This is a genomic window from Pseudomonas sp. BF-B-26, from assembly GCF_019956495.1.
In the GTDB taxonomy this organism is placed as follows: domain Bacteria; phylum Pseudomonadota; class Gammaproteobacteria; order Pseudomonadales; family Pseudomonadaceae; genus Aquipseudomonas.
In genome coordinates, this window is the sequence record NZ_JAHBDP010000076.1 from 1 (window position 1) to 26,781 (window position 26,781).

The 26,781-nt window shown below is 57.6% G+C and carries 16 protein-coding genes; 3 read left to right on the plus strand and 13 right to left on the minus strand.

Features of this window, described 5'->3' with window-relative positions; genetic code table 11:
• The coding region (locus tag KGB03_RS15615; RefSeq protein ID WP_317851232.1) for a TcdA/TcdB pore-forming domain-containing protein at positions 1-3,161 on the plus strand (3,161 nt) is incomplete at its 5' end.
• A gap of 75 nt (positions 3,162-3,236) precedes the next feature.
• Positions 3,237-10,334: a TcdA/TcdB pore-forming domain-containing protein gene (locus tag KGB03_RS15620; RefSeq protein ID WP_223527526.1), complete on the plus strand. Its 7,098-nt coding sequence runs from the start codon at positions 3,237-3,239 to the stop codon at positions 10,332-10,334.
• Between the two features lie 70 nt (positions 10,335-10,404).
• Here the strand turns inward: KGB03_RS15620 and KGB03_RS15625 are convergent, their stop codons facing one another.
• Positions 10,405-11,055, minus strand: coding sequence for a hypothetical protein (locus tag KGB03_RS15625; RefSeq protein ID WP_218538648.1), 651 nt, complete (start codon positions 11,053-11,055; stop codon positions 10,405-10,407).
• Between the two features lie 233 nt (positions 11,056-11,288).
• On the opposite strand from KGB03_RS15625, the gene KGB03_RS15630 reads away from it, so the two are divergent.
• Positions 11,289-12,110, plus strand: a complete 822-nt coding sequence (locus KGB03_RS15630) for a hypothetical protein (RefSeq protein WP_223527528.1) — start codon at positions 11,289-11,291, stop codon at positions 12,108-12,110.
• A gap of 106 nt (positions 12,111-12,216) precedes the next feature.
• Here KGB03_RS15630 and KGB03_RS15635 read toward each other — a convergent pair whose 3' ends face one another.
• From KGB03_RS15635 to aroQ, 12 genes are all read right to left on the minus strand, one after another.
• Entirely contained in the window at positions 12,217-12,813 is a 597-nt protein-coding gene (locus tag KGB03_RS15635; protein WP_007937197.1) for a MarC family protein, read from the minus strand.
• A 65-nt stretch (positions 12,814-12,878) separates the two neighbouring features.
• Positions 12,879-15,656: a hybrid sensor histidine kinase/response regulator gene (locus KGB03_RS15640; protein WP_218538646.1), complete on the minus strand. Its 2,778-nt coding sequence runs from the start codon at positions 15,654-15,656 to the stop codon at positions 12,879-12,881.
• 98 nt (positions 15,657-15,754) lie between these two features.
• Entirely contained in the window at positions 15,755-17,050 is a 1,296-nt protein-coding gene (purD, locus tag KGB03_RS15645) for a phosphoribosylamine--glycine ligase (RefSeq protein ID WP_218538645.1), read from the minus strand.
• 154 nt (positions 17,051-17,204) lie between these two features.
• Positions 17,205-18,812: a bifunctional phosphoribosylaminoimidazolecarboxamide formyltransferase/IMP cyclohydrolase gene (gene purH / locus KGB03_RS15650; protein WP_218538644.1), complete on the minus strand. Its 1,608-nt coding sequence runs from the start codon at positions 18,810-18,812 to the stop codon at positions 17,205-17,207.
• Positions 18,813-18,893: 81 nt separating this feature from the next.
• Positions 18,894-19,214, minus strand: a complete 321-nt coding sequence (gene fis / locus KGB03_RS15655) for a DNA-binding transcriptional regulator Fis (RefSeq protein ID WP_030128251.1) — start codon at positions 19,212-19,214, stop codon at positions 18,894-18,896.
• Positions 19,211-20,221: a tRNA dihydrouridine synthase DusB gene (dusB, locus tag KGB03_RS15660; protein ID WP_017336338.1), complete on the minus strand. Its 1,011-nt coding sequence runs from the start codon at positions 20,219-20,221 to the stop codon at positions 19,211-19,213. The genes fis and dusB overlap by 4 nt, the downstream gene beginning before the upstream one ends.
• Positions 20,222-20,406: 185 nt before the next feature.
• Positions 20,407-21,615 (minus strand): DUF3426 domain-containing protein, encoded by a 1,209-nt coding sequence (locus KGB03_RS15665; RefSeq protein ID WP_111449191.1) that lies wholly within the window; start codon positions 21,613-21,615, stop codon positions 20,407-20,409.
• A gap of 30 nt (positions 21,616-21,645) precedes the next feature.
• Complete coding sequence (prmA, locus tag KGB03_RS15670; RefSeq protein WP_218538642.1) at positions 21,646-22,524, minus strand: 50S ribosomal protein L11 methyltransferase; 879 nt, start codon at positions 22,522-22,524, stop codon at positions 21,646-21,648.
• 169 nt (positions 22,525-22,693) lie between these two features.
• Positions 22,694-24,235, minus strand: coding sequence for a Fic family protein (locus KGB03_RS15675; RefSeq protein ID WP_223527530.1), 1,542 nt, complete (start codon positions 24,233-24,235; stop codon positions 22,694-22,696).
• Between the two features lie 156 nt (positions 24,236-24,391).
• Positions 24,392-25,750, minus strand: coding sequence for an acetyl-CoA carboxylase biotin carboxylase subunit (gene accC / locus KGB03_RS15680; RefSeq protein WP_111449189.1), 1,359 nt, complete (start codon positions 25,748-25,750; stop codon positions 24,392-24,394).
• Between the two features lie 17 nt (positions 25,751-25,767).
• Positions 25,768-26,229: an acetyl-CoA carboxylase biotin carboxyl carrier protein gene (gene accB / locus KGB03_RS15685; protein WP_008153753.1), complete on the minus strand. Its 462-nt coding sequence runs from the start codon at positions 26,227-26,229 to the stop codon at positions 25,768-25,770.
• A 48-nt stretch (positions 26,230-26,277) separates the two neighbouring features.
• Positions 26,278-26,730 carry a type II 3-dehydroquinate dehydratase gene (gene aroQ / locus KGB03_RS15690; protein WP_111449188.1) on the minus strand — a complete coding sequence of 151 codons (453 nt, stop codon included), beginning with the start codon at positions 26,728-26,730 and terminating at the stop codon, positions 26,278-26,280.
• Positions 26,731-26,781: the final 51 nt, after the last annotated feature.

The following is a 26,781-nucleotide window of genomic DNA, read 5'->3' on the forward strand; positions in this document are numbered from 1 at the left end:
CTGCGGTGCTGGGAGGGGGCGGGGTGATTCTTGGCGGGCTGGCGGTAGGCATTACGGCGCTGGCCGAAGGTTTTGCCACCATTGCCGAGGAAGCCAAGGAGGTCGCGCTGTTTTTTGATGGGCTGGAAAAGGCGCACTTAGAAGGTGGCTATCACCTGGACAAGGCCTCGAATGCCTGGATAGCGCATCCCTTGCTGGTGTTTGCCGATCTGGATTTGCGCGCATCCACCGTCCATTTCGACAGTCCGAAACTGTTCCCGCTTCGGGACCATTTCGGGGTTCCGGATTTCGATGTGGATTACGACCGCGCCACCGATATTCGCCAGGGGCTTGGGTTGCCGGACTCGGCGCGTTTCTCCCCACAGGCAGGACAGACAATCGTTCTGCCCTGCACCCCCAAGACCTGGTACGCCTACGAATACAAGTTGCTGCCGTTTGTCACGTTTCGTCATGCCGGCGGTTACGACACGGCGCGTCGACTGGAAAAAAAGAACGAACAGGGGCAATGGCAATTTCTGTTTTCGTTCTATTCATTCCCCGGAGAGTACGTGGTCAACCGGCTGAATCCGGTCTACAAGCCAACGCTATTCAATGTTCGTCTCGATAATGTCGAGCGTTCACTGGCAGTGCCTGCGCTACCGAAAATGTGGCACGGGCTGGTGTCCTACCGAGTAGAAGGCGCAGGGGCTCAATGTTCCGTGCTGCTCAATCCCGGGGTGAGCCTTGAACTCGCCGCACCCGGTCAGATTGCGATGCAATGGGTGCTGCTGATGCCATGGCTGGTGGAGGCAGATATCCGGATAGAGGCCGGGGGCCGCCTTGTTTCGGGGGCATTGGATGTGACCTTCAGTGGCAGTGGTGTTCACCATGTATTGCTCAAGCTTGCGGATAACAAAATCCTGCGCGTGGATCTTGCCGCCCTGCGCATGGAGGTGGTCGAAGAAGTGGCCGATCCGGCGCTTGGGGAGCAAGCGTTGCTGGATCACTTCAAGTCATTGGCCAGTGAACATCGCCTGGCCATGCCTTATACCCCGGTTCACAACTTTGTGGTGCCCTATGAAAAGCCGGACGAACCCAGGACAGTCGTCGCGTATTACGACTCGGCTCAGGATCGTTTTCTGTACATCCGCGACCCGCAGGTGCTGTTGTCCGACGAGGTGGTATTGGGCGCAGTGTTGGAGGGTTCGGCTTACTTCTATCATCCCGATGATTTCTATGTCTGGCAGGTCAATGCGATCACCGGGACGCTGGTTCAGCGCTATCGATTGCTTTACAGAACTGGCGTGGCGATTGTCCGCTTTGAGGCCGTGGCCAATGGCGGCATTCAGATCGTGCAGCGGCTCGCTGGAAAGGACGACCGGCACGATGAACTGACCTATGTGATCCATGACCGGAGCGTGTTGCTCAGTTCGATCACCCGCGGTCAGGATCCTGCACTTCAGTCGCTTTTAGAGGCCGACACGCTGACGGACTGGAAGCACGTACTGGGCGACTATCACCTGCCGCTGGAGTCCACCAATACGGTGAACTGGCGTCCCGCTGCACTGGTTTCGATTTGTTGGCAGATCAATGCCGAGTTGCGGGATCTGGTCTGGGTGCGCAGCGGTGATGGGTTGATTATTCGTGCACCTGCCAGGCGTCACCGTGCGCGAGGATGGGCAGACTCGATCAAGGCCTTGAGTGATCTTGTGCTCATCGCTCCCGCCGGTGCCGAGGGCGAAGTGTTCGTGACCTACGACAAACTTCACCAACGCCTCATGTGCCAGCAAAGGTTGATGGTGGATGGTCGTGCACAATGGTCGTCCAGCAACATCTCCCCCCTTGGGCTAAAAAATGTTGTCGCCGTTGAGCGGGACTATCTCGTCCTGACCGACGCGGGTCTGTTCTTTGACATTACGCCGCAAGGGAACCTGAGATTTGGCGGGCTGACCGAGCATTGGCTCAAGGACAAAAGCCAATGGTGGTTGGCGCTGGCAACGCTTGCGTTGCACCACCAGGTGCCGAGTTTTGCCATCCTGGGTTTGACCGGTTTCAAGGGCGATGCCTTGTGCGCCTGGTACCTGGATGGTCGGTTGCTGCTCGCTGAAATGGGGCACGGTAAAGAAGTACGGTTGCTGAGTATTACTCCAGATAATCAGGCCACCTGGCTGTTCGATCTATCAACCGGGAAGATTGTCCGCCAGGGTTTTATCGATCCAGAGCACTTGAGCACAGCATTTGCCCAGGGAACGAAACTGTTAACGCCTGCGGCATTGCCAGCCGCGACGCAGGAATGGGCGAGCTGGACGTTTAGCGACGCAACAGTAGAAGGCGCTGGTCTGAGGGCCACGACGCTTGAAGGTGTGGAGGTGGATTTACAGTACAACGCACCGGCACGGATTACGGGCGTTGACAGCCATTGGGTCGCGGCGCTGGAAGGTGAGTTGAGCGAGGGGTTGGCGGCGCTGGCGAATGAACATCGATGCGCCGATTTTCTGTCCGTCGAAGACCCTGACTACCAACAATGGTACGTAGTCCGGACCGGGCGGTTGATCCGCATTCCGAAGACCGCTGTCGTTGCGCAATTCACACTCGTCGGCACCCAGCATCAAACCAACGTGATGCTGCATGACTCCATGGATGGTTTTTTGCACACCTATCCGCAAAACAACAGGGTCGGGCCGCTCGACTATGTCCAGCGCAACGCCGAAGTACTGGTGGTCGAAGGGCCAAAGACGGGCAGCGACCTGCTGCCGCTGATTGCCGATGATGTCAGCATCCTGGTGCTCAAAATGGGTGAGGGTTCAACGACCTGTCGGCTTACCAGGGCGGCGTGGTTGAAACTTCAATCAGTCATTGTCGATTGCCGCCCTTCGCTCGACCACTCGCCCTCGGTTCCGGGAAAACTGATCTGGGATATCGTGGTTGCGGATCAATTGTGGGCGAGCCGGGTCGATGAGCACTTGGTGATTGTGGATGCCGACAGCGGACACAGTTTGATCTTTCGCGACGTGTTCTCGACGGATGTCGTTTTGCAACGGAACGTATTTCTGACGATGAGCGGCCATCAGTCCTTCGCGGTGTCAACACTGGTGAGTGCCCTGGCCAGGAATGGCAGCACGAGCAGTGTGTTACTCAAAGATATTTTGCCCACCGCAATAATTGAAACGATAGAAGGTTGAGTTCTGACAGCCACTGACACATTGAGCCTGTTCGATGGGGGAGTGGCTGTCAGCTTTTTACATATGGATATGAAAATGAAAAGTACAACTGGCGAAACGCTAAATCAGACTGACACTTTCCCCACGCCGTTTGATCGCAGCGAATTGGAGTTTGCGTTGAGCGGTTTCAAAGATATGCCGGCGCACGCAGCGGCCTTGCGTTACTTCGACGGTGCTAGCGAAGCGTCGACGCTTGACGCTCAGCTGACGGCGATAAGTCTATTGAAGGAAACGCTCGAATCAACAAGCCCGAAAGGCTCGGCGGCCACACTGCCAAAAGTCCGGGATAAATTGACGGACTATTTCCTGCGTTTGAGTACAACGGTCGAACTCCTGAATACCGCCAAACCCGTGCCTAAAAAGTTGCACTTTGTCTGGGTGGGCGGGGGCATTGGTGCTATTCAGGGAGACTACATCAATGTCTGGAGGCAAATGCTTGCCCCGCAGGGTTACAGCCTCAACCTGTGGTATGACAGCGATGCGTTGCTGGCCCATGAGACCAATCGCATTATCGTCGAGTCAGCCAAAGCGCTGGGGACGATTTCTGCGCCACAAGGCGCAGTCGATACGTCTGCCGCGCTGGGTCGCCGTTACATCGAGCGAACGCGAGTGTTGCGACAGCAGATGTTCGAGCATATCCAGACGGTCACACAGGCGGGCGGTAGCGCCGATCAGGCGCGAATCGATCTTTTAGTCAGTGCCTATGGCCAGGATGAAGGTGCGCTCAAGGCACTCAAAGCCCGCAATCTTCAATCTCTGCAACGCCTGGAAATGACTCATCGAGACATACACGTAGAGCTTATCGATCAACCGATGTTCGATATTTATGAGCGCGAAATCTCGTTTCGGACCAACTTGGCGGCTGCATCCGATATCACACGTTTACAAGTTCTGAATAGCGAGGGTGGAACCTATCTTGATGCTGATTTGCTGCCGTCTCTGCATAAAGTGCTCGGTGGTGTGGACCTCGCCGCCTTCAGTGCCGAAGAACGTATAGGTGTGATGCAGGTATTGTTTGATTACAACCCGACACTGCTTCCGAATCGGGGACAGGCCTATGCGGATTTTCGCCCCAAGGTGCCCGAACAACACCGAGAGGCGATAACCGCATTTGCCAAAAGCACGCCGTCCCTCAGCGATATTTTTGCCCCGTTCAATGACGTCATGGTCGCGTCGAACGGTCTGCGTGTCGGTAATAAAAACACGCCTGATTCGATGGCGAATCAAATCAAGACGCCATTCAACGGATTATCCAATGCCCTGTTGAGTGGTCATGCGGATTCTGCACAACTCGCCGCCGTTATGGAAAAAATTCGCAGCAACTATCAATTCCTGGACCGGGTAGTTGCGCAGGCCTTGAGCAGCAATGTATCGCTTCAGGATCGCCAGGCATTTCCCGATCTGATTATCCGGGAGATGGAGAAACAACACGGTCCGATTTCAAGCTGGAACTCGAATCTGCAAAGCCTCAACAGTTTTTTGCAGGCGATCAATGACTATGATGCCGACGGGATCAGATTCGGTGCCCAGTCGGCCATTGCGATGAGCGGGCCGACGGCGGTGTCCAGCGGGTTGAGTGACTTTGTCGACGACCATGCGGTGCTTGAAAGCCGCCAACAGATCAGCGACAAGGTTGACCTGTTCGACGGCTTTAACCTCGCCACCGAAGAAGAAACCCATCACAGCTGGAAAGACAATGCCAAAACTGAGGCGGCCTGGTTCGAGCTTGAGACAACAAAAGCGAGCCAGGGCGGCTATAAGGCCCATTTCAAAGGCAACATCACGGAGCTGCTTAAAGGTCAGTTCATGACGTTTGAAAAGGGTTGGCCTGTGATTGAAGGCCGCCCGGTTTTACAGACCGACATCTTGCAGCAGTTGGTGGATGACCTGGGAGCCCCCTTCATCCGGGCCATGAACGAAAAGCTTAGCGGCGACCTGAGCTTCGATAAGCCTTGGTCCCTGAGCTTCGATGAGCGTCAGCGGATCCTGGCGCAAGCCCGTGTAGAACTTCCGGTCTCGCACGGTTTTGAGCCGATCGGCAATCTGAATGAAATGATCGTTCGCATTGGCCACGACTCTCTGCCGCTTGATCAGTTGAGCCCGGTGCATCGAGTACTGCTCGGCGGGCTGTTCGGCGCGCAGACGCTGGATAATGCCGGATTCGACGATGCCTGGCAGCACACCCGAGCCCTTGCGCAGAGCACCACCGACCTGGGTTTCGCCCAGCGTTATCTGGCCATCGAGCAGGCCTTGCTCACACGCAGGCCTCCTGCATTCGAAGCTGGTTTTGCAGCTGCCCAGGCAAGGGTTGAGCCATCGAAGAACAGCGCTCAAGTGCTCAAGGCCCTCGCGTTCGAGAAACCGCTGACCTTGCGCCAATGGGGCGAGCACATGGCCCGTATCAGGTTTCAGGCCCAACATGAGCTGCGTCAACACATCTTCCAGCGCAGCGCCACGGTGCTGGAAACCTTCATCGAGCAAGGTGCTTCGACGGGGAGGTTGATGCCTCAGGGTTTATTGGTCAGGGGTGAAGGCGATCCTGGAAGGCGTTGTTATCCGCTGGTATTGGCCATGGCGGCGGCCATTGAAAAAGGCCCCTCGGCTGTGGACGCTTTGAGCGGCAGGTTGGCCAATGCCAACCTTGCGCCCGACGCCAATGAAACCCATGCTTTTCTGCGAACCCTCGATGAGCTGCGAACTGTACCAATGGCGCGGTCGGGCGTTTTATCAGGAGCGTTCGGGCTGGATCAGGTCATGCGGACCCTGCAAGCCAGTACTTCCACCCGTACCTTGATGCTTAACACCGAAAGCCATTCCCTGTTGGTGGCAAAAGTCGTCGCTGGCGAGTCGAGTGCCTACCACTTCTACGATCCGAATTTCGGTGTCTTCGGATTCGAACAGGCGCAGGACCTGCACCGTGGTCTTGAGCGGTTCCTCAGCAGCCCTGAGCTGGCCAGACTCTATGAGATCAATCACGTGATGGAAGCGACGTTCAACGTCGTCGACCTCAATGGTCCACGTGTCGCCGATCTGACGCTTCCATCGCAGATCAATGTGTCAGGTTTGCTGAGTCATGATCCGATCAGCATCGGGGTAACGGTGGCGCCATGGGAACACCATGCTGAGTTACGGGCCCGTTCATTGGTGGAAAATGCCCGACTGGGGCGAGGGCTGAACGAACTGGATGCCCGTCACTGGGCGCAGCAGATTCAGCACAGCGCTGATCGCCTCCACGCGGAAAGTAGCCTTGGGCGAGACTTTGTTCCGGTGTTCGACAGTGTGCGAGAGGTGTCTGGTGGACACTATGAAATCAGCTTGGTCAATCTCAAGGATCCAACGCGCACCGTCAGGGTGCCAAGCACTGACGGTGTCCTTCCGCGGATCCGCTCCTACCTGACGGAGACTTTCCAGACACTGTCGGTCAAGCCGTCAGTGCCGGGCAGGGTTGACCCGAGCGATGTCAGCGCCGTGCATACCTTGAATGCAGCTTTTACGGTTCAGGCGCTATTGGTAGCGCTCCAGTCTCATGAGCAAATCAGCGCCATCAATGAAGACCGCAGCCTGACGACAGCTGTGCGAATGCACGGTTACCTCAGTTACGCGCAACTGGCCCATGGCAATCTGCTCGACATCGTGGAACTGGTCAAACTGGTCAGGGTGGCGTTGAACGACGCACCGCTGGTGGCCCGAACCACCTCCTCGGTAGTGGTCAATGCGCTGGGACATATTGCCAGGGATGGTTTGGCCACGGTGATGCAACTGGCTACTCTGGGTTTCGATATCTATCTGCTGGCTAATGCCAAGGACGATCTGCAACAGGCGCAATACGGTACGCAGTTGGCGTTCGATTCCGCGGGGTTGGCACTGTCCGCGGCCGGCATAGGCGCCGGCCTGGCAGGTGCCAGTACGGTGGCTGCGTTTCTTGGCGGAGCCGGTGTGATCCTGGGTGGGTTCGCCATTGGCATCAGTGCGCTGGTTGAAGGGTTCAATGGCACGTTGGAACGAGGACGGCGGATCGGTCAGTACCTGAACCGCGTCGATAAGGCGTATCGCTCGGGCGGTCACTCGATCAGGGAGGGTGTGTTTTATCCGAATCCTTACGCGGCCATCCGCGAGATTGATTTGCGCAACCAGCGGCTGACGTTTGACAGTCAGGAAATTTTGTCGGCCAACACCTATACGCTGAACCCGCCAGATCAGAATCCTGATCGTTCGAAAGCCATCAACATTCGTCAACACCTCGGGTTGCCGGAGCATGCGGCTATTGGCGATTTGACGACCTTTCAGGCCATTGTCCTGCCGTGTGTGGCCAAGACCTGGTTCGGTTTCGATTACTCGGCCCTGCCGTTTTCGACCACGCGTTCCGAGCATTTTGAAACCGCGCTGAAGCTGGAGTACGACACAGCAGGCAATCGCCAGTTCTGGTTTACCTTTTACAAGTTCCCCTCCGAGTACATCCTGCACAACTTGTATCCGATAGAGGTCGAGACGACGATCAGGGTCTTGCTGGATGAGGAACCGCGTTTGTTGCTGGTGCCCGAGCTGCCCAAGATGTTGCACGGCAAGCTGACCTACAGTGTTGAAGGGGTGGGTGGTCATTGCGCGCTGACACTCGCCCCGGGCGTGCGCTCGATCAATCTGTCACAGGCAAAAGCTCGCCCCATGGCCTGGACGCTGCGTGCGCTCTGGTTGAGTGAAGCGGACATCGTTGTCAGCGACGGCTTTTTGAAGGTGGGGGCTATCGACGTTCATGTCATGGGTACACCCGAATTGGTTATCCAGACTTCGCATAACTCGTTTCGAGTTGACTGGGCGAAACGGCAACTGCTGCTTGAAGAGCTGGAGAACGATCCGACTGCCGACACCGCGATGATCCAGGCCCGAGTCAGGAACCTGGCCCGCGCCAATCGTTTAGCCAGCCCATTCACCGCGGTACAGAATTTCCCGGTTCCGTTCGCAGACCCACAAGAACCACAACTCACTATGGCTTTTTATGAGCAGGCCCGTGATCGTTTCATCTACGCTCGCGACCTCCCACCAGCCCTGGCGAACCAAGCCAGGCTGGGCGCGGTTATTGGTGGGCAGGCGTATTTCTATTGCTCCTGGGAAGCACTCATCTGGCGCTCTGATGTGGTCACCGGGCAAGTCAATCGATTCTATAGGCTGATGGACCCGGTGCCCGGTTCGAGCATTTCGGTGTTCCAGGTCCTGGGGCAGGGGGTCATTCGGATTGTCCAGCAAGTGACCCAGCGCACTGGGCGTGAAGCCGAGGTGGTCTACCTGTTGGGTGAGGACGAAGTCTTGCTGCTGGCGATTGCAGGTCATTTGACCGAGCGCCAGCAAGACCTGCTGCTCAAGGGCGTGATGCGGGGGTGGTCGAACTTCCTGTGGGATTACGAATTGTTGGTCAAGGACTCCAAACTTTGGCCTTTGACCCAAGTGAAAGTCGTGGATTATCAGCCAGCGGCTTTTGTCTCGATAACACCTTTGACACAGGGCAAAAAGGAATCGCTCAGCACGTGGGTCCGTGCTGCCGATGGCCTGCTGATTCGTCCCGCTGTGTCGCAGATTGAGGGACCGCGCGGCCCGGTCAGCCCGATGTTGCTGACACCCGCGACCAGGAAGGGTAATACCGTCCTGTTCTTTGACAAGCTCAATCGGACCCTCTATCGCCAGAAGATCGGGACGACCGTTAGCGGTGCGGATGCCCAGGCTGAGCGTATCGGGCCCTGGAATGTGATTGAAGTCATCGCTAATGAAAAACGCTACGTTGCGTTGACCAGGGAAGGGCTGTATTTCGATATCAACGAGCAAGGGCAGTCGCAGCTGGCCGGAGTCTCCGAAGACTGGCTGGAGGATGCCAGAGGGCCGTTGGGCATAGGCTTTGAGTTCTGGACCGACGTTGAGGCGCTTGCGAAGGCGCATCAAGCGTCGAGCTTTTCGATTCTTGGTCTGGGTAGCGGCGTACGGGATGAAAAACTGTGTGCCTGGTACGTCGACCATCGATGGCTGATGGCGGATATGGGCCCCGGCAAGGTCATGCAGTTGGTGGCAACGACGCCAAATGAGGAGACGGGCTGGCTGCTGGATGTTTCCGTTGGGCAACTTTACCGCCAAGCGTTCCTTGAGCCTGAAAAACTACCGACCCTCTTTGACAATGGTCTGCAGCTTCTGCGGCAGGACCTGTTGCCTGTGCCACAAAAGGTTTGGCCCGAATGGTCTTTTGCACAGGTATGGACACATGGCTCCGGTCTGCGAGGACGGACGCTTGAAGGGGTTGAACTCGAGATGGTGTTCGGTGAACCGGCACGTATTGTCGGCGTCACGGGAGGCTGGGTGCTGGCGCAACAGGGGACGAAAGACCCATACGATGCGAGGTTGAGGCAAGCGTTGAAGGCGCTGGTGAGCAAACATCCCCACGAAGCATTTGTATCGGTTGGCGGTTACTCGGGCTACCAATGGTATGTCGAGGGTATCGATCGTGTGGTGGGTGAGGTCGATACGAGACTGGAAACCCGACTGCTGGGTGTTCGAAACAAAACGGTTGCCTTGTTACATGAAACGCCCAGCCAACTGACATACAGCGCTTCGAAGGATGTGTGGCTGGAGAAAAGCGTTGCTCGTCGTGAAGACGAGGTACTAATGCTGGAGTTTCAGGGCGAGCTCAGTGACGTTATGCCGTTGATACCTGACGACGTTACACAGTTGATCTTGAGTTATGGGCCAAGAGCGATCAGCTGCAGCCTATCGAGCACTGTCTGGCAGCGGCTTGAATGCATTATGGTTGATTGTCGTCGTTCGTTGAGCGCTGAGTCACAGATGCCTGGCACGTTGATTCTGGATACTGGGGCGCAGGATGCGTGGCGGGTCAGTCTGGTTGAAAATCAGTTGCTGTTCACCGACCCGAATACCGGACACAGCCTGATCCTGCTCAACCACTCCGACGGTTTGACTGAGCGCCGTGCGATGAGCCTGAGTCTTCAGGTTCATGGCACCACAATGACCGTAACCCTTGATCAGCTAGTGCAGGCACTGGCCCTCAATGGCGAGGACAGGCAGCTTGCGGCGCTAATGACGAAGGTGGGCATGACGTTGTTGATGACCCGGCAGAGAGAAGCAATCGTACAAGTTTGATCCCCGCGTTCGGCGTCGCCCCTTCACATGTTCAAACGTGTGAAGGGGTTTTTTATGTGTGCGAGGCGGTTTATGGGTTTACCTTCCTCAAGGTAAATCGCTTCATGACTTGTTCACGGAGCTTGGTCTCCATAAGCGGTCTTTTTGTGTCGAGTATGGCTCTGTTCAATTTGAGAAAGGCACTCTGTTGAACGAGATTCGCCGATTGCTTTTCCCAGGACCAAAACAAGAAGCCGTTCTTCGTTTCATTGGCAACCAACTCGAGGTTGAAAACGGCTATATGGAGATTTCTACTTGAGTCATAACGCGCAGGAAGCACTTGGAATCGACGCCCTTTAAGGCTCTCGTCGTCCAGTGAGCGCACGGCGCCAATGTCTGGTCGCAAGGCGTCGAGGGTGTCAATCATGGCATTTGCTTGCCCTGAGTCGCTCAGGGCTTGCGCTTTGCGCACCAGAAAATCGGCAACGCTGCCAGAAACATCAAAACGTATTCGTGTCGTAATGGCACCTTCATGGAGCGACCAGCCGAGAAACATGAGAGTGCGAACATATTCATCCAGCCAGTATTGTGAGTTGGCAAAGCGATTATGGACGAGGTCGGCAGACCGTGTGGCAATGTGCGTGCAGTTGGTTAAGTCGTCAAAGTCTTGCAGAGTAAGTTCGCCGACACTTGAAATTAGATTGGGGCCCGTCACCACACCGGACGGTAGCGTATTGCTCATAAGTAACTCCTGATAAAATAAATATGAGGGTGTTGCACGTTGTGCAATGTCCACAGCTTACAGTGGTGAGTGTCAGTGCCGGCTTTGTTATATGTGTGAAGTTTTCTCTTGAATTGGGTGCTGTTCTTATACATATATGGAATTTAATTGTGGTTTGTCTGCCCGGGTAGGGTGCGTTAGATTCGCCTTGCCCTCTTTAGGGTACTATTAACTTATTAAATGGAATGTTGAATATGGATATTATTGAAAGTGCTGTCGGTGTCGAAAAATGTACTGATTTAGTGAAGGCGCGTATTAGTCGGCGGTTGTCTGAGCAGCCTGTCATTCGTATGCGGTCATTTGTGGCAACAGATACTTCGAGCCCGACCAAAGAGCTGGATGCGGTCGTGCTGGCCAATACGCTGGTGGGTTATGGCGAAAAAATTACGCTTGAAAATATGGCGATCATTGAAAACCTGATCAAGTTTTCGAAGCTGGAGGCAAGTTACGAAGTGCCAGGCGATGACCCTCAAGCGTGGTATCTCGCGTTCCTGAAATGCATGGATGAAGCAGGGTGTTTCGTGGCAGATTCCGGTTACACCGTTTATCAGAAGAGTTCCCGCCAATTGACCATGGACAACATCGTTACCGACATCGTCAAGGCCGGTATGGATGCAGCGAAAGCCGCGATTCCGGGGGCTTCTGTACTTGGCGCAGTTGCTAGTTCGACATTGGATGCGTTGAAGAAGGAACCGGAAGCGATCAACTTGTTCAATCGCGAAGTTATAGGCAGTAAAGGTGTCCGGCTGGCGGTGATGCCATGTGATCAATTGGCCAATGGTATTATCGTGACTTCGTTGGCATCGATCGACTGCGTGGGCATCAGTAAGGAAACCACGCCTCTCTTTTTTAACTGGAAAACTTCGGATCTCGATATCTTTCGTGGTAGTTCTTTTATTACCTTTAACCCAATTCGTTATGCTGGACTGAAGAATGAGCTGGAAGAGTACTTGGGGCAGTATTACAAGCCGCTGCTGCAGAAACGCTTCAATCGCCGCAGAAATGCTCCGGAGTAAGTAATCAACACCAGACAACAACGTAATCTATCGAGTTGCCCGTGCGGACCCGTATACCGGCTGGTGTGGCAGGGGAACGGCCTGGAAGGCCGTCCCCTAAGCCGATTCAGGGAACCAGATAGCCCTTCACCCCGGTAAAGATGATCTGCGCCGCCAATGCGCAGACGAACAACCCCATCAACCGGCTGACGATCTGCAACCCCTGGTCACCGAGAATGCGCTCGATGCGGTTGGACAGGTAAAGCACCACGCCGACGGTAAAACTGGCCAGGGCAATGCTCAGAATGGCCGTGAGTTTGTCGTCCCAATGAGGCTGACTCACGCCCATCACCAGCAAGGCGCCGATGGTGCCGGGGCCGACCGTCAGGGGAATGGTCAGCGGGACGATGGTCACGTCCTGCTGCACGTTGTCGGTTTGCACCGCCGACTTGCCCTGGGCCATGCCCAACGCCGAGATAAACAACACACTGCCGGCGCCGATGCGGAACGCGTCCACGGTGATGCCGAACACACTGAAAATCACTCGCCCGAACAGGTACAGCAAGACGCTGGAGACCAGTGTGGCTGTCGCCACTTTCCAGGCCAGACGGCGTTGTTCCTTGCGCGAATAACCGCGGGTCAGACTGATGAAACAGGACAACACGAAGAACGGGCTGTAGAGCACCAGCATCTTCAGGTAAACGCTGAACAACACGTGGAGCATGGGTGCAAGCTCACTGGCGAGGGAAGTCGAGGGGGAGTCTATCAGGCGCTGCGGGGTCTGTCGGCTCAGGACGTCTGAGTCGCTGCCCGGATCTGCTGATCACGCTGGGCCACCCAGTGCTCGATCAGTTCCCGCAACTGCGACAACTCCACCGGTTTGGCCATATGCCCGTCCATGCCGGCCTGGCGCGCGCGCTCTTTGTGTTCGGCAAGAATGTGCGCAGTCAAAGCCACCACCGGCGTGCGAATCCGCTGATTGCCGACTTCCCAGGCGCGCAATTGCTGAGTTGCGGAGAAGCCGTCGAGGATCGGCATTTCGCAGTCCATCAGCACCAGGTCATAACGCTGGGCTTTCATCGCCTGCAAGGCTTCTTCACCATTGCTGGCGGTATCCGGTTGCAGGTTGAGTTTGCCTAGCATGCCGCGAATCACCTTGGTCGAGATGCTGTTGTCTTCGGCCACCAGGATGCGGAAATCGCTGGGCACTTTCACCGGCAAGGTCGGGCCGGTGGTCAGGTGCTGCGAGAGGGAGAGGCCCTTGTTTCGCTGGTTCAGCTCGTCGGCCAACGTCGTCTTGAGGGTATAACCGGCCACCGGTTTGGCGAGGATGCGTTTGATCCCCGAGTTGCGCGCGATGATCTTGCTGGGCGCATTGCTGATGCCGGTGAGCATGATCAGCAGGATGTCGTGGTTCAGGCTCGGGTCTTCCTTGATCTTGGCCGCCAGTTGCATGCCGGTCATGCCGGGCATGTTCTGGTCCAGCAGGACCACGTCGAAGTAATCGCGCAAGTGAGCCTTGGTGCGCAGCAGCGCCAGCGCTTCCTTGCCGGACGCTACGGCACTGACATTCAGACCCCAGGCGCTGCACTGTTGCACCAGCACTTTGCGACACGTGTCGTTATCGTCCACCACCAATACCCGTGCACCCTGCAGGGGGCCATCGAGGTCAGACGTCGGGTGTTCGAGGCGGTCAGGGTCCAGCGGCAGGGTCAGCCACAAGGTGCTGCCCTGATTGGCGCCGCTCTTGATCCCGAACTCCCCGTGCATCAAGCGAATCAGCTGACGGGCGATCACCAGCCCCAGGTTGCCTCCCAAACGGGTGGCCGAGAGGAAGTGCTTGCTGTGCAGTTCAGCGTGCATCAATGCATCGCGCTCTTCGGTGTCCATCGGCTCACCGCTGTCCTGTACGGCAATGCGCAAGCGCGGTTTGACACTGCGCTCATCGAGCGCGACGACGATCAGGATTTCGCCTTCGTCGGTTTTCTTCAGAGCGTTTTCCAGCAGGCTCAGCAGGGTCTGGCGCAGGCGCGTCGGGTCACCGCTGATGACACGCGGCACTTGCGGCTGGATAAAGCTGATCAGCTCGACGTTCTGTTGTTCGGCTTTGGCGCGGAAGATACTCAGGCAGTCTTCGATCAGTGCGTTGAGGTCGAACTGCACATCGTCCAGTTCGATCTGCCCGGACTCGAGCTTGGAGATGTCGAGAATCTCGTTGATCAGTGTCAGCAGTTCGTTGCCGGCACTGTGGATGGTCTGTACATAGTCGCGCTGCTTGACCGAGAGCGGCGTGCCCAGCAGCAGCTCGGTCATGCCCAGCACGCCATTCATCGGGGTGCGGATTTCGTGGCTGATCTTTGCCAGGAATTCGGCCTTGGCGTTGATCTCGGCGTTGCTGGCGGCCAGGTCGCGGCTGACGCTGAAACGGTCTTCGGTAATGCTGCGCTGACGTTCACTCAAGGCAATGCTCATCAACACGCCGCTGATGCAGATTAACCCCAGCAGGGTCATGATCAAGCCCTGCGGTGCGACCAGGGTCAATCCCAGCAGGGCCGGCAACATGATCAGAGTGCCAATGTTGAACACCACCATCGCCGCGACGAACAGGCGCGCCGGGCGATAACCTTTTTGCCAGTGATAGGCGCTGACGAACAACATGCTCAGGCCTGCCAGCGCGACCAGAGCATAGGTCATGATGTTCAGCGGCAGCGTGTTGACGAACAACAGCAGCAAGCTGCAGACCACGATGAACAGAATGTCCCCCATCAGCAGTTTGTTCAGTGGGTGCGGGCCGAGTGGGGTGAAGAAGCGATAGGCGAACATCAAGCCGCACGGCGCCGTCAGCAGCAAGGCGAAGTAGGCGCCGGGTGTTTGCACCGCATGCCAGTTCGGCAGCCAGGGCCCTGCCAGATTCAGCAACAGCAACAGGCTGAGCATCAACAATGTTTCACATCCGGCTAGCCAGAAACTGCTGCGTGAGCGGCTATAGGCGTAGCGGACGAGGCTGTACAGGATCAGCATCCCGAGGCAACCGAACAACAGTCCGTAGATCAGCGTCTGATTCTGATTGGCCGCGGTCATGACCGCCGACTGCAGGGTGATGTAAGGCCTCAGCTGATGGTCGGAGACCAGTCGCAGGTAAACATCGAGAGGTTTTTCGTTTTGCGGCAGAGGCAACATGAAGTCGCTGCTGGGCAGCGGCCGTTCAGCCTGGGGCTGGCCGGTGCCGGTGTTCAGTTGCTCGATCAGCGTGTCGCCGTCCAGCACATACAGATTGAGGTGCGACAGATCGGGCGCGAATACCCGCAGCAACTGTTCATGCTTGCCGGGAGCGAGTCTGAAACGCAGCCATAACGCACCATCGGGTTCGGCGGCGGTGAGGCGTTCCAGTTCAATGGGGCTGAATTGATTGGTGTAGCGAGCGGAACGGATGTCGCTGAGTTGCAGGTCGCCCTGTTCGTCGAGCAATACCGCCCAGCCACTGCCTTGCGCGGCCTGGGCCGGGAGCATGCAGAGCAAGGTCAGCAAAGTGACGGTGAATCCTATGGCAATCCTGAGCCAGCGCACGGCGAAATCCCTTCGTAGGTTAATGCCAGATTATAACTATGCGCGGCGCCGGAATAGTCCGGCAAGGGCCCGAAGCCCTTGCCTGGCCGAATGGCGTTTTATTCCTGATTTTCGCCACGCTCGCGGGCAATGGCACGGTAGCCAATGTCCTTGCGATAGAAACAGCCTTCCCAGTCAATTTTGGCCGCCAGCTTGTAAGCCTGCTGCTGAGCGGCATCGACGCTGGCACCCATTGCCGTGGCGCAGAGTACCCGACCACCGGCCGTCACCACTTGACCGTCCTTCAGTGCAGTACCGGCGTGGAAGACTTTGCCTTCCAGTGCGGCAGCGGCATCGAGACCGTTGATGGCAACGCCTTTAGCGTAGTCGCCAGGATAGCCGCCAGCCGCCAGCACGATACCGACGCTCGGACGTGGATCCCATTGTGCTTCGACCTTGTCCAGGGCTTGCGCCAGCGCCGCTTCGACCAGCAACACCAGGCTCGACTGCAAACGCAGCATCACCGGTTGGGTCTCAGGGTCGCCGAAACGGCAGTTGAATTCGATGACTTTTGGGTTACCAGCCTTGTCGATCATCAGACCGGCGTACAGGAAGCCCGTGTAAACATTGCCTTCCTCGGCCATGCCGCGCACGGTCGGCCAGATCACCAGGTCCATGACGCGCTGGTGCACTTGCGCGGTCACGACCGGGGCCGGGGAGTAGGCACCCATGCCGCCAGTGTTCGGACCGGTGTCGCCGTCACCGACGCGTTTGTGGTCCTGGCTGGTGGCCATCGGCAATACGTTCTTGCCGTCGACCATGACGATGAAGCTGGCTTCTTCGCCGTCCAGGAACTCTTCGATCACGACGCGCGAGCCGGCGTCGCCGAATGCGTTGCCCGCGAGCATGTCGCGCACGGCGTCTTCGGCTTCGGTCAACGTCATGGCAACGATCACGCCTTTACCGGCGGCCAGGCCATCGGCCTTGATCACGATCGGTGCGCCTTTTTCACGCAGATAAGCCAGGGCAGGCTCGATCTCGGTGAAGTTCTGGTAGTCGGCGGTCGGGATCTTGTGGCGCGCCAGGAAATCCTTGGTGAAGGCTTTCGAACCTTCCAGCTGAGCAGCGCCAGCGGTTGGACCGAAGCAATCCAGGCCACGGGCGCGGAACAGATCGACGACGCCCGCGACCAGCGGCACTTCCGGGCCGACGATGGTCAGGGAAACATTCTTCTCGGCGAAGTCTGCAAGCTGTTCAAGGGCCAGCACGTCGATAGCGACGTTCTCGCACTTGGCTTCAATGGCGGTGCCGGCGTTGCCCGGAGCCACGAAAACTTTCTGCACGCGCGGATCCTGAGCCACTTTCCAGGCCAGGGCGTGTTCACGGCCACCGCTGCCAATGATCAAAACATTCATTTCAAAAACCTCGGATGACGCTAATTCTGGGGAGCACCGCAGGGACGCTTTTCTGTGGGAGCTGGCCTGCCGGCGATGCAAACAACTCGGTTTATCAGCTAAACCGAGGGGATGCTATCGCTGGCAGGCCAGCTCCCACAGTTGATCGTTGTGCTTAGTGGCGGAAGTGGCGCATGCCGGTGAAGACCATGGCAATGCCGGCCTCGTCGGCCGCTGCAATCACTTCCGCATCACGCATCGAGCCACCCGGCTGGATCACCGCAGTGATGCCGACCTTGGCTGCGTTGTCCAAGCCGTCGCGGAATGGGAAGAACGCGTCGGAGGCCATCACCGAGCCTGCCACCTGCAAACCAGCGTGTTCAGCCTTGATCGCAGCAATGCGCGCGGAGTTCACGCGGCTCATCTGGCCAGCGCCGACACCGATGGTCTGACGGTTCTTGGCGTAGACGATGGCGTTGGATTTAACGTATTTGGCGACTTTCCAGGCGAAGATCAGGTCGTGGATCTCTTGCTCGGTCGGGGCGCGCTTGGTCACGACTTTCAGGTCGTCGGCACCGATCATGCCGATGTCGCGGCTCTGTACCAGCAGGCCACCGTTGACGCGTTTGTAGTCCCACGCAGCAGCGCGATCAGCCGACCACTCGCCGCAGGCCAACAGGCGCACGTTGGCTTTGGCAGCCACGATGGCGCGAGCTTCTGCGCTGACGGACGGGGCGATGATCACTTCGACGAACTGACGCTCGACGATGGCTTTGGCGGTTTCAGCATCCAGCTCGCGGTTGAACGCGATGATGCCGCCGAACGCTGATTCGGTGTCGGTGGCGTAGGCCAGTTCGTAAGCCTGGCGGATACCGCCTTCGGCGTCCGGGCTGACGGCCACGCCGCACGGGTTGGCGTGCTTGACGATCACGCAGGCTGGCTTGACGAAGCTCTTCACGCATTCCAGCGCGGCGTCGGTGTCGGCCACGTTGTTGTACGACAGCTCTTTGCCTTGCAGCTGGGTGGCGGTGGCGATACCGACTTCGGCAGGCTTGGCTTCAACGTAGAACGCCGCGCTCTGGTGCGGGTTCTCGCCGTAGCGCATTTCCTGAGCCTTGACGAACTGGCTGTTGAAAGTGCGCGGGAACTCGCTGCGGCCTTCGGTGCTGAGGGTGTCAGCCGCCTGGTTCACGGTGCCCATGTAGTTGGCGATCATGCCGTCATAGGCTGCGGTGTGTTCGAAGGCCTTGAGCATCAGGTCGAAACGCTGAGCGTAGGTCAGGCCGCCGGCCTTGAGGCTTTCAAGGACGCTGGCGTAATCGCTGGCATTCACCACGATGGCCACGTCTTTGTGGTTCTTGGCTGCCGAGCGGACCATGGTCGGGCCGCCAATATCGATGTTCTCGATGGCGGTCGGCAGGTCGCAGCCTGGCTTGTTGATGGTGGCTTCGAACGGGTACAGGTTGACCGCTACCAGGTCGATCGGCTTGATGCCGTGCTCGTTCATGATGGCGTCGTCGATACCACGACGACCGAGGATCCCGCCGTGGATTTTCGGGTGCAGGGTTTTTACCCGGCCGTCCATCATTTCTGCGAAACCGGTGTAATCCGCGACTTCCACTGCGGCAACACCGTTGTCGCGCAGTAGCTTGAACGTTCCGCCGGTGGAGAGGATCTCGACGCCCAGGGCTTCAAGCTCTTTGGCGAATTCGAGGATCCCGGTCTTGTCGGAAACGCTGATCAAGGCGCGGCGGATCGGCAGGCGGGTAGTCTGGTCGGTCATTTCAATTTCCATCAAAAGCAAAGGAGTCAGCAAAAAAGGCGACCGTTTCTACGCGGGCGCCTTTCTGGTTTGATTGAATGCTTACAGCAAATCGTACTGCTTGAGTTTCTTGCGCAGCGTGCCTCGGTTCAGTCCGAGCAGCTCACTGGCCTTGGTCTGGTTGCCCTTGACGTAGTTCATCACGCACTCGAGCAGGGGAGCCTCGACTTCGGAGAGCACCAGGTTGTACACATCCGTGACGGCAGCGCCCTCAAGGTGGGCGAAATAATTGTGCAGCGCCTTCTCGACATTCCCGCGAAGGGTCTGACCTTCTTCGCTCGGCGTATTGAGGTGCTGTTTCAAATTCACATTGTCGCTCACGGGTGTTGTTCCACTCACTAAAGTCTCGGTCATCATCGTCATGCGGCCACCTCTTCTCCGTCCCCTGTCAGGCTCTTGTAACGTTCGGCGAAGAAGCCCTGAACGTTGGCGCATTGTGCTTCCGTATCTTCCAAACGATTGAAGTGGGCGCGAAACTCCCTGGCGCCCGGCAAGGTTGCGAGATACCAGCCCACATGCTTTCGAGCAATGCGTACGCCCATGACGTCTCCATAGAAGACGTGCAGCGCAGCCAGATGCTCTAGCAGAATGCGTTCCACCTCGATCAGTTCCAGTGCCGGGAGTTTTTCGCCGGTACGCAGAAAATGATCGATCTCACGAAAAATCCATGGCCGCCCCTGAGCGGCCCGGCCTACCAGCAGGCCATCGGCACCGGTCGCATCGAGCACGTACCGGGCTTTCTCTGGCGAATCGATATCGCCATTGGCAAACACCGGAATCGACACGGCCTGCTTGATCGCGGCGATGGTGTCGTACTCGGCTTCGCCGGTGTACAGATCGGCACGGGTGCGCCCATGGACGGCCAACGCCGTAATGCCTGCCTGCTCGGCGATCTTCGCCACGGTCAGGCCGTTCTTGTTGTCCCGGTCCCAGCCGGTGCGGATCTTCAGGGTGACCGGCACATCAACCGCAGCCACTACGGCCTGCAGGATCTCGGTCACCAGTGCTTCATCCTTCAACAGCGCGGACCCGGCGGCCTTGTTGCAGACCTTTTTCGCCGGACAGCCCATGTTGATATCAATAATCTGTGCGCCCAGTTCAACGTTGGCCCGGGCTGCATCCGCCAGCATCTGTGCATCACCACCGGCGATCTGTACCGAGCGGGGCTCGGGATCACCTTCGTGGATCATGCGCATCCGCGATTTGCGGGTGTTCCACAAGCTCATGTCGCTGGTGACCATTTCCGAGACTACAAGTCCTGCGCCCAGTCGCTTGCACAGCTGACGAAAGGGTTGGTCTGTGACCCCCGCCATCGGGGCGAGAATCAAGCCGTTGTGCAATGTGTAAGGACCGATGCGTACCGCCGACATAGGACTTCCCTGTTGTGGGGTCGGATCATGAGAGTTCGAAAAAGGGTTGGCATGATACCCGCTCTCGATGACTGGATAAAGGCTGAATTGAACAAAATCTGAACAGTTATTCTGTTATCGCCAGCGGTTTGGTGTGAGCGGTCAAAGTCAGAAATATGCCGTCAAAGCCGTAATACTGAGCCGTTTCACTCGGGCGAATGGAAGCTCAGACTGTAATTCACCGCTTTGGAGCCTGGATCGAGGATATCCAGTGCGATGTGGATCGGCGTTTGCGGAGGCATTTCCGCCATCCCTTCGAGATCGCCGTTGAGGTACTCGCCGGGCTTGAAGCGCCGGCTGGCGATCAGGTGGCCGTTGAGGTCGGCAAAACGCAACTCCAGCAGCGGGAAAGGCTGGGAGAAGGGCGCGCGGTTGTAGATGATCGCGTCGACCACCAGTGCTCCGTTGAAGTCCGGGTGACTGCGGACCACCAGGTTGCTGCTTTTGATTTTGGCGATGTCGACTTTGGATGGCACGGTGCAGCCGATTTGCGGGCACAGTTGCTGGAACCACGGACGGTATTGGTCCTGGCGTGCCAGCTCGTCAAAGTGGTAGGCAATGTATTGACCGGCGAGGCCGGCGAGGCCGAGCAGGATCAGTAGCAGCCAGAAAAAGCGTCGGCCCCAGGGAGAGCGGCGCTTTTGCCAGTCCAGTTGCAGCGGGTCATCGGTCAGGTCTTGCAGGGCTTCAGCGCGGACAGCCGGCTCACGCTTTTTGCGCACAGGTTCGATCGAGGGCCGATCGTCGTCGATGTCATCGGTCGCCGACAGGCGTTCGTGATGCATCGGTGCGTCGAGTGGGTCGTGCAGGCGCAGCTGTGGCGGCAGATGTTCGTCGTCCAGCTCCACCGGTTCCAGGGACAGCGAAGGTTCGGTGCGCGAGTATTTGCTCGGATCGAGTTCCAGCTCTGGCAAGTCGGCTTCTGTGGTCTGCGCACGATCGGCGGCCGATTCGCTGAACAGGCTGTCGGGCCACGGCGCTTCTTCGTGCTCGACGGTATCCCGGCTGGCACTCAGGTTGTCTTCGCGCTGTCGGCCGAATTCCGTGGTCGGCTGGATTTCCCGCTGTTCGAGGCGGGCGAGCTCTTCGTCCAGGTCCAGACTGTCCAGATCCAGCTCGGCCGCGGACCATTGCTTTTGGCTGATGGCTCGCGGCTCCGGCGGTTCGACGATGGCCGGTGCAACCGGGGTGATCGTGTCTTTGCCGGCCTGTTGTTCAAGCAGCTGCTTGGCGGCGTTGAACACCTGCAAGCACGAGCCGCAACGAACCACTCCGCGGGCTACGCTCAATTGAGCATGGCTGACGCGGAAGCTGGTTTGGCAATGCGGGCACTGGGTGACGAAGCTGTCGGTCATGCGGCAATCCGGTTTATGCAGGCGTTCATTCTAGCGCCGACGGCCAGTGATGCGCACCCAGCCATCGCGATTGGCAATCGGGTCCAGATCGAAGTCCTGGGCATAAGCCTTGGCGACTTCTTCACCTTGCTCGGCGAGGATGCCCGACAGCGCCAGACGACCACCGGTTTTGACCAGGCTGGACAATTGTGGCGCCAGTGAAACCAGCGGGCCGGCAAGAATATTGGCGACCAATACGTCGGCCTGAACCTGCGGCAAATCTTGCGGCAGATACAGCGGGAACAGTGCTTCGGCGATGTTGTTGCGCCCCGCGTTGTCGCGGGACGCTTCCAGGGCTTGCACGTCGATATCGGTACCGACGGCTTCCTTGGCGCCCAGCAGCAGGGCAGCAATCGCCAGAATCCCCGAGCCGCAGCCGAAGTCCAGGACGTTGCAGTCTTTCAGGTCCTGGCCATCGAGCCATTCCAGGCACAGCGCGGTGGTCGGGTGCGTGCCGGTGCCGAACGCCAGGCCCGGATCCAGCAGCAGGTTCACCGCGTCTGGTTCAGGAGCAGCGTGCCAGCTCGGGACGATCCACAGGCGCTGGCCGAAACGCATGGGCTGGAAACCGTCCATCCAGCTACGTTCCCAGTCCTGGTCTTCGATGACTTCGCTGTGATGCTCGGGCAGCGGGCTGCCGGTCAGCAGCTCAAGGTGGGCCAGTACGGCGGCGGCTTCGGTGCCACCTTCGAACAGGGCCAGCAGGTGCGTATGCGACCACAGCGGCGTGGTGTTGAGTTCCGGTTCGAAGATCGGCTGATCTTCAGCGTCCATGAAGGTCACCGAGACGGCGCCCACTTCAAGGAAAGCGTCTTCGTAGGTTTCGGCTTGTTCTGGGCTGATGGCGAGACGGACTTGCAGCCAAGGCATGGCGGGCACCTTTGAAAAATATTGATTGCAGCCTAGCGGGCTGCGAGAAGCGCGCAAGTTTACGCGAGCGCGGAGGTTTTGTGGGAGTGGCCTTGCTCGCGTGCACATTAGGAAGCCTTCAGAAACAACAAAGCCGCTCGGAAGCGGCTTTGTTAGTCTGGATCACATATTAATGCTGATGCCCTGCATTATTGGCTATGAGCCATTGCAGGCCTTTGTTCGTCAGGCGATAGCGTTGCAGGCGGCTGTTGGGGCGTTCAGGCAGCGTCATTTCAAGCACCCCGGCGGCTATGGCCGGCAGTATGTAAGCCTTACGGAAGTGGTCGGCGTTTTTCAGGCCCATACTGGTCTGAAGTTCCAGCCTGCTCATGTTTCCTTCAATGGCCCTCAGCACCGAAGCGACTTCCATGTTGACTTCCATGTTGACTTCCATGGTTGTTGCTTCTGCTCTCTGTGACTGAGGGTGCGCTGGAAGCCGTATGACATACGAAATCCGATCATCGTCGGTTTCAAATAATGGCGCAGGTGAGCCATTGACCGCCATGACCTTGAGGATTTTAGGGATGCCCGTCGAGCGGCCTTCGGTCAGACTCAGTTCTTTCAGGAACTCACCAATTCGCCGGTTACGGTAACGGCGGCTCACGGCGCGGCCTATCCGCAGGTCCTCCATTCGAATCGAGCGGTCTGGCCCCGGGAAGCTCAGAATCACCAATTCCTCCTGGCTGATGCGGACTTCAATCGGTTCGCGTTCTTCATAGGATCGGTGATAAACGGCATTGACCAGTGCCTCTTCAATTGCTGCGAAGGGGAAATTCCAGATCCGTGTAGCTTCGGCGCGGCCTGCATGCTTGATCACTGTTTCATGCAGGTAATTGCGCTGGATATAAGCCAGTGATTCGCGGGTTATGGTTGCCAGTGGCCCCTTGAAAATCTTTTCGTCAAAGCGATCACCGCCAGCGCCCTCCGGAAACCACAGCACATCAATCTGTGTGCCGGGGAAGAATCGCTCTGGGGCTGGGCTAAAGAACATCAGTCCCGCATTTTTGGGCCATGGCGACTCGGTCGGGCCGCCCACGACGTTCATTTGTCGCCCTAGCGCTTCGGTAGACAGGACCGCTGCATCCTCGGCCAGGGCACTGCCCACTTCTTGCAGGAAGCTTTGCATTAGAGGTTTGGATAGATCGCTGACACGAGCGCCCAAATTGAAGCGATCATCGAAAGGCACCTTGGCAGTAAGGCTCAAGAGTTCTTGTTCGGTTTCGCCCTTGGCTTCCACCGTGCTGCTGTAGCGACGGATGTAGTAGTGCAAGCTTCTGTACTTGGCTGTCACTGCGGCCGGAGCTTTATAGGGACGATTTTGCCCGCCGGGCGCCCATAGCACGATCAACTTGCGACCTTCGACCTCTTCAATACTCAACACTGGAAAGTAAGCAGGCTGAATTGATTGGCAAGCCGCTAGCAGTTCGAGCTGGATCTTGTCGAGTAATTGATCGGAAAGTCCCAGTGGAGGAAAGATCGGCTGACCATTGGCATCGCAATCCTGCCCAATCACAACGTAACCACCGCCCAGGTTTTCGAAGTCGTTGGCGAAAGCGCAGAGCGTGCGAATGATCGGATCAGGATTCCAACCCGATTTGTATTCGATTCGCTCACCCTCGACTGTCCGCTGGCGCAGGAGATCGTTGAGATTGATGGGCAGTTTTTCAGGCATGGGCTGGCTCTGGTTCGTCGGCGTTGCGCTGATAAGAGGGCGATTATAGCCAGCCAGGACAGGCCAGTGCCTGTCAGATTAGCCGCGCAAGGACGGATGAAACCTTCAGAAACAACAAAGCCGCTCGAAAGCGGCTTTGTTGGTATGGATCACAGCTTAATGCTTTTCGCCAGCCAGCTTGTGTTCCAGGTAGTGGATGTTGATTCCACCTTTGCAGAAGCCTTCATCGCGGACGAGGTCGCGGTGCAGCGGGATGTTGGTCTTGATCCCGTCGACAACGATTTCGTCCAGCGCATTGCGCATGCGCGCCAGTGCTTCGTCACGGGTTGCGCCGTAGGTGATCAGCTTGCCGATCAACGAATCGTAGTTCGGCGGAACGGCATAGCCACTGTACAGGTGCGAATCGACGCGAACGCCGTTGCCGCCTGGTGCGTGGAAATGCTTGACCGTGCCAGGGCTCGGCATGAAGGTTTTCGGGTCTTCGGCGTTGATTCGGCATTCCAGTGCATGACCGCGGATAACCACGTCTTCCTGGGTGTACGACAGCTTGTTGCCAGCGGCGATGCTGAGCATCTCCTTGACGATGTCGATGCCGGTGACCATTTCCGAAACCGGGTGCTCAACCTGAACGCGGGTGTTCATTTCGATGAAATAGAACGCGCCGTTCTCGTACAGGAACTCGAAAGTACCCGCGCCACGGTAGTTGATGTCGATGCAGGCCTTGACGCAGCGTGCGAGGACTTCAGCTCGTGCCTTCTCGTCGATGCCCGGTGCCGGCGCTTCTTCGAGAACCTTCTGGTGACGACGTTGCAGCGAGCAATCACGGTCGCCCAGATGGATGGCGTGGCCCTGGCCGTCGGAAAGTACCTGAACTTCCACGTGACGTGGGTTGGTCAGGAATTTTTCCAGATAGACCATCGGGTTGCCGAACGCCGCGCCAGCTTCGGAGCGGGTCAGTTTCGCCGAGGAGATCAGGTCTTCTTCTTTATGCACAACGCGCATGCCGCGACCACCGCCGCCGCCAGCGGCTTTGATGATCACCGGGTAACCGACTTCGCGACCGATGCGCAGAGCGGTTTCTTCGTCTTCAGGCAACGGGCCGTCGGAACCCGGAACGGTTGGAACGCCAGCGGCGATCATGGCGTGCTTGGCCGATACCTTGTCGCCCATCAGGCGAATGGTGTCGGCTTTCGGGCCAATGAAGGCGAAGCCGGAGTTCTCGACCTGTTCAGCGAAATCAGCGTTTTCCGCAAGGAAACCGTAGCCTGGGTGAATGGCGGTAGCGCCAGTCACTTCAGCCGCGGCGATGATTGCCGGGATGTGCAGATAAGAGTGCGCGGCCGAGGCCGGGCCGATGCAGACGGATTCGTCTGCCAGGCCCAGGTGCATCAGCTCTTTGTCGGCCTTGGAGTAAACGGCGACAGTCTTGATGCCCATCTCTTTGCAGGCACGCAGAATCCGCAGGGCGATCTCACCGCGGTTGGCGATCAGAACTTTTTCCAACTTCGCAGTCATCAAAGTCTCTCCGCGGTTCAAACGATGGTGAACAGCGGTTGGTCGTACTCAACCGGCTGGCCGTCTTCGACGAGGATAGATTCGATCACACCGCTGGATTCAGCTTCGATGTGGTTCATCATCTTCATGGCTTCGACGATGCACAGGGTGTCGCCTTTCTTCACGGTCTGGCCGACTTCAACGAAGGACGGCGAGGATGGCGAAGACTTGCGATAGAAGGTACCGACCATAGGCGAACGGGCAACGTTGCCGTTCAGAACTGGCGCGGCCGGAGCAGCAGGTGCGGCGGCAGCGACCGGGGCAGCAGCAACAGGTGCCGGCGCCGGAGCATGCATTGGAGCCGGAGCGTAGTACTGCTGAGCCGGGGTCTTGCTGTGACGGCTGATGCGTACGGACTCTTCGCCTTCCTTGATCTCGAGCTCGTCGATGCCGGACTCTTCCAGCAGTTCGATCAGTTTCTTAACTTTACGGATATCCATGAATCATCAACTCCCAAGGGTCGGTCAGGGGCGTTTAACGCTTGTAGTTCAAGTCGTTGCCTGTGTTTCAAGCTGTTCTAGCGCAGCCTCCAGGGCCAGTCGGTAACCGCTGGCGCCAAGGCCGCAGATCACTCCCACCGCTACGTCGGAGAAGTAAGAGTGATGGCGGAAAGGTTCGCGTTTGTGCACGTTAGACAAATGCACTTCGATGAATGGGATGCTCACCGCCAGCAGCGCGTCACGTAATGCGACACTTGTGTGCGTAAAAGCTGCTGGGTTGATCAGAATGAAGTCCACACCTTCGCTGCGGGCAGCGTGGATGCGGTCGATCAATTCGTACTCGGCGTTGCTTTGCAGGTGCAGCAAATGGTGGCCGGCTTCACGGGCGCGGCGTTCCAGGTCCTGGTTGATCTGCGCCAGTGTCGTAGCGCCATAGGTGCCCGGTTCACGGGTGCCGAGCATGTTCAGGTTGGGTCCGTGCAGAACCAGTAGCGTCGCCATCTGCTGTTCCTTGTGATCTGTGTGCAATTGTCAGAACCCGGCGACTATGCC

Bases quoted from the DNA above. Each gene is read 5' to 3' on its own strand.
- KGB03_RS15620 (WP_223527526.1), top strand. From the start codon at position 3,237: ATGAAAAGTACAACTGGCGAAACGCTAAATCAGACTGACACTTTCCCC.
- KGB03_RS15625 (WP_218538648.1), bottom strand. From the start codon at position 11,055: ATGAGCAATACGCTACCGTCCGGTGTGGTGACGGGCCCCAATCTAATT.
- KGB03_RS15630 (WP_223527528.1), top strand. From the start codon at position 11,289: ATGGATATTATTGAAAGTGCTGTCGGTGTCGAAAAATGTACTGATTTA.
- KGB03_RS15635 (WP_007937197.1), bottom strand. From the start codon at position 12,813: ATGCTCCACGTGTTGTTCAGCGTTTACCTGAAGATGCTGGTGCTCTAC.
- purD (WP_218538645.1), bottom strand. From the start codon at position 17,050: ATGAATGTTTTGATCATTGGCAGCGGTGGCCGTGAACACGCCCTGGCC.
- purH (WP_218538644.1), bottom strand. From the start codon at position 18,812: ATGACCGACCAGACTACCCGCCTGCCGATCCGCCGCGCCTTGATCAGC.
- fis (WP_030128251.1), bottom strand. From the start codon at position 19,214: ATGACGATGATGACCGAGACTTTAGTGAGTGGAACAACACCCGTGAGC.
- dusB (WP_017336338.1), bottom strand. From the start codon at position 20,221: ATGTCGGCGGTACGCATCGGTCCTTACACATTGCACAACGGCTTGATT.
- KGB03_RS15665 (WP_111449191.1), bottom strand. From the start codon at position 21,615: ATGACCGACAGCTTCGTCACCCAGTGCCCGCATTGCCAAACCAGCTTC.
- prmA (WP_218538642.1), bottom strand. From the start codon at position 22,524: ATGCCTTGGCTGCAAGTCCGTCTCGCCATCAGCCCAGAACAAGCCGAA.
- KGB03_RS15675 (WP_223527530.1), bottom strand. From the start codon at position 24,235: ATGCCTGAAAAACTGCCCATCAATCTCAACGATCTCCTGCGCCAGCGG.
- accC (WP_111449189.1), bottom strand. From the start codon at position 25,750: ATGACTGCGAAGTTGGAAAAAGTTCTGATCGCCAACCGCGGTGAGATC.
- accB (WP_008153753.1), bottom strand. From the start codon at position 26,229: ATGGATATCCGTAAAGTTAAGAAACTGATCGAACTGCTGGAAGAGTCC.
- aroQ (WP_111449188.1), bottom strand. From the start codon at position 26,730: ATGGCGACGCTACTGGTTCTGCACGGACCCAACCTGAACATGCTCGGC.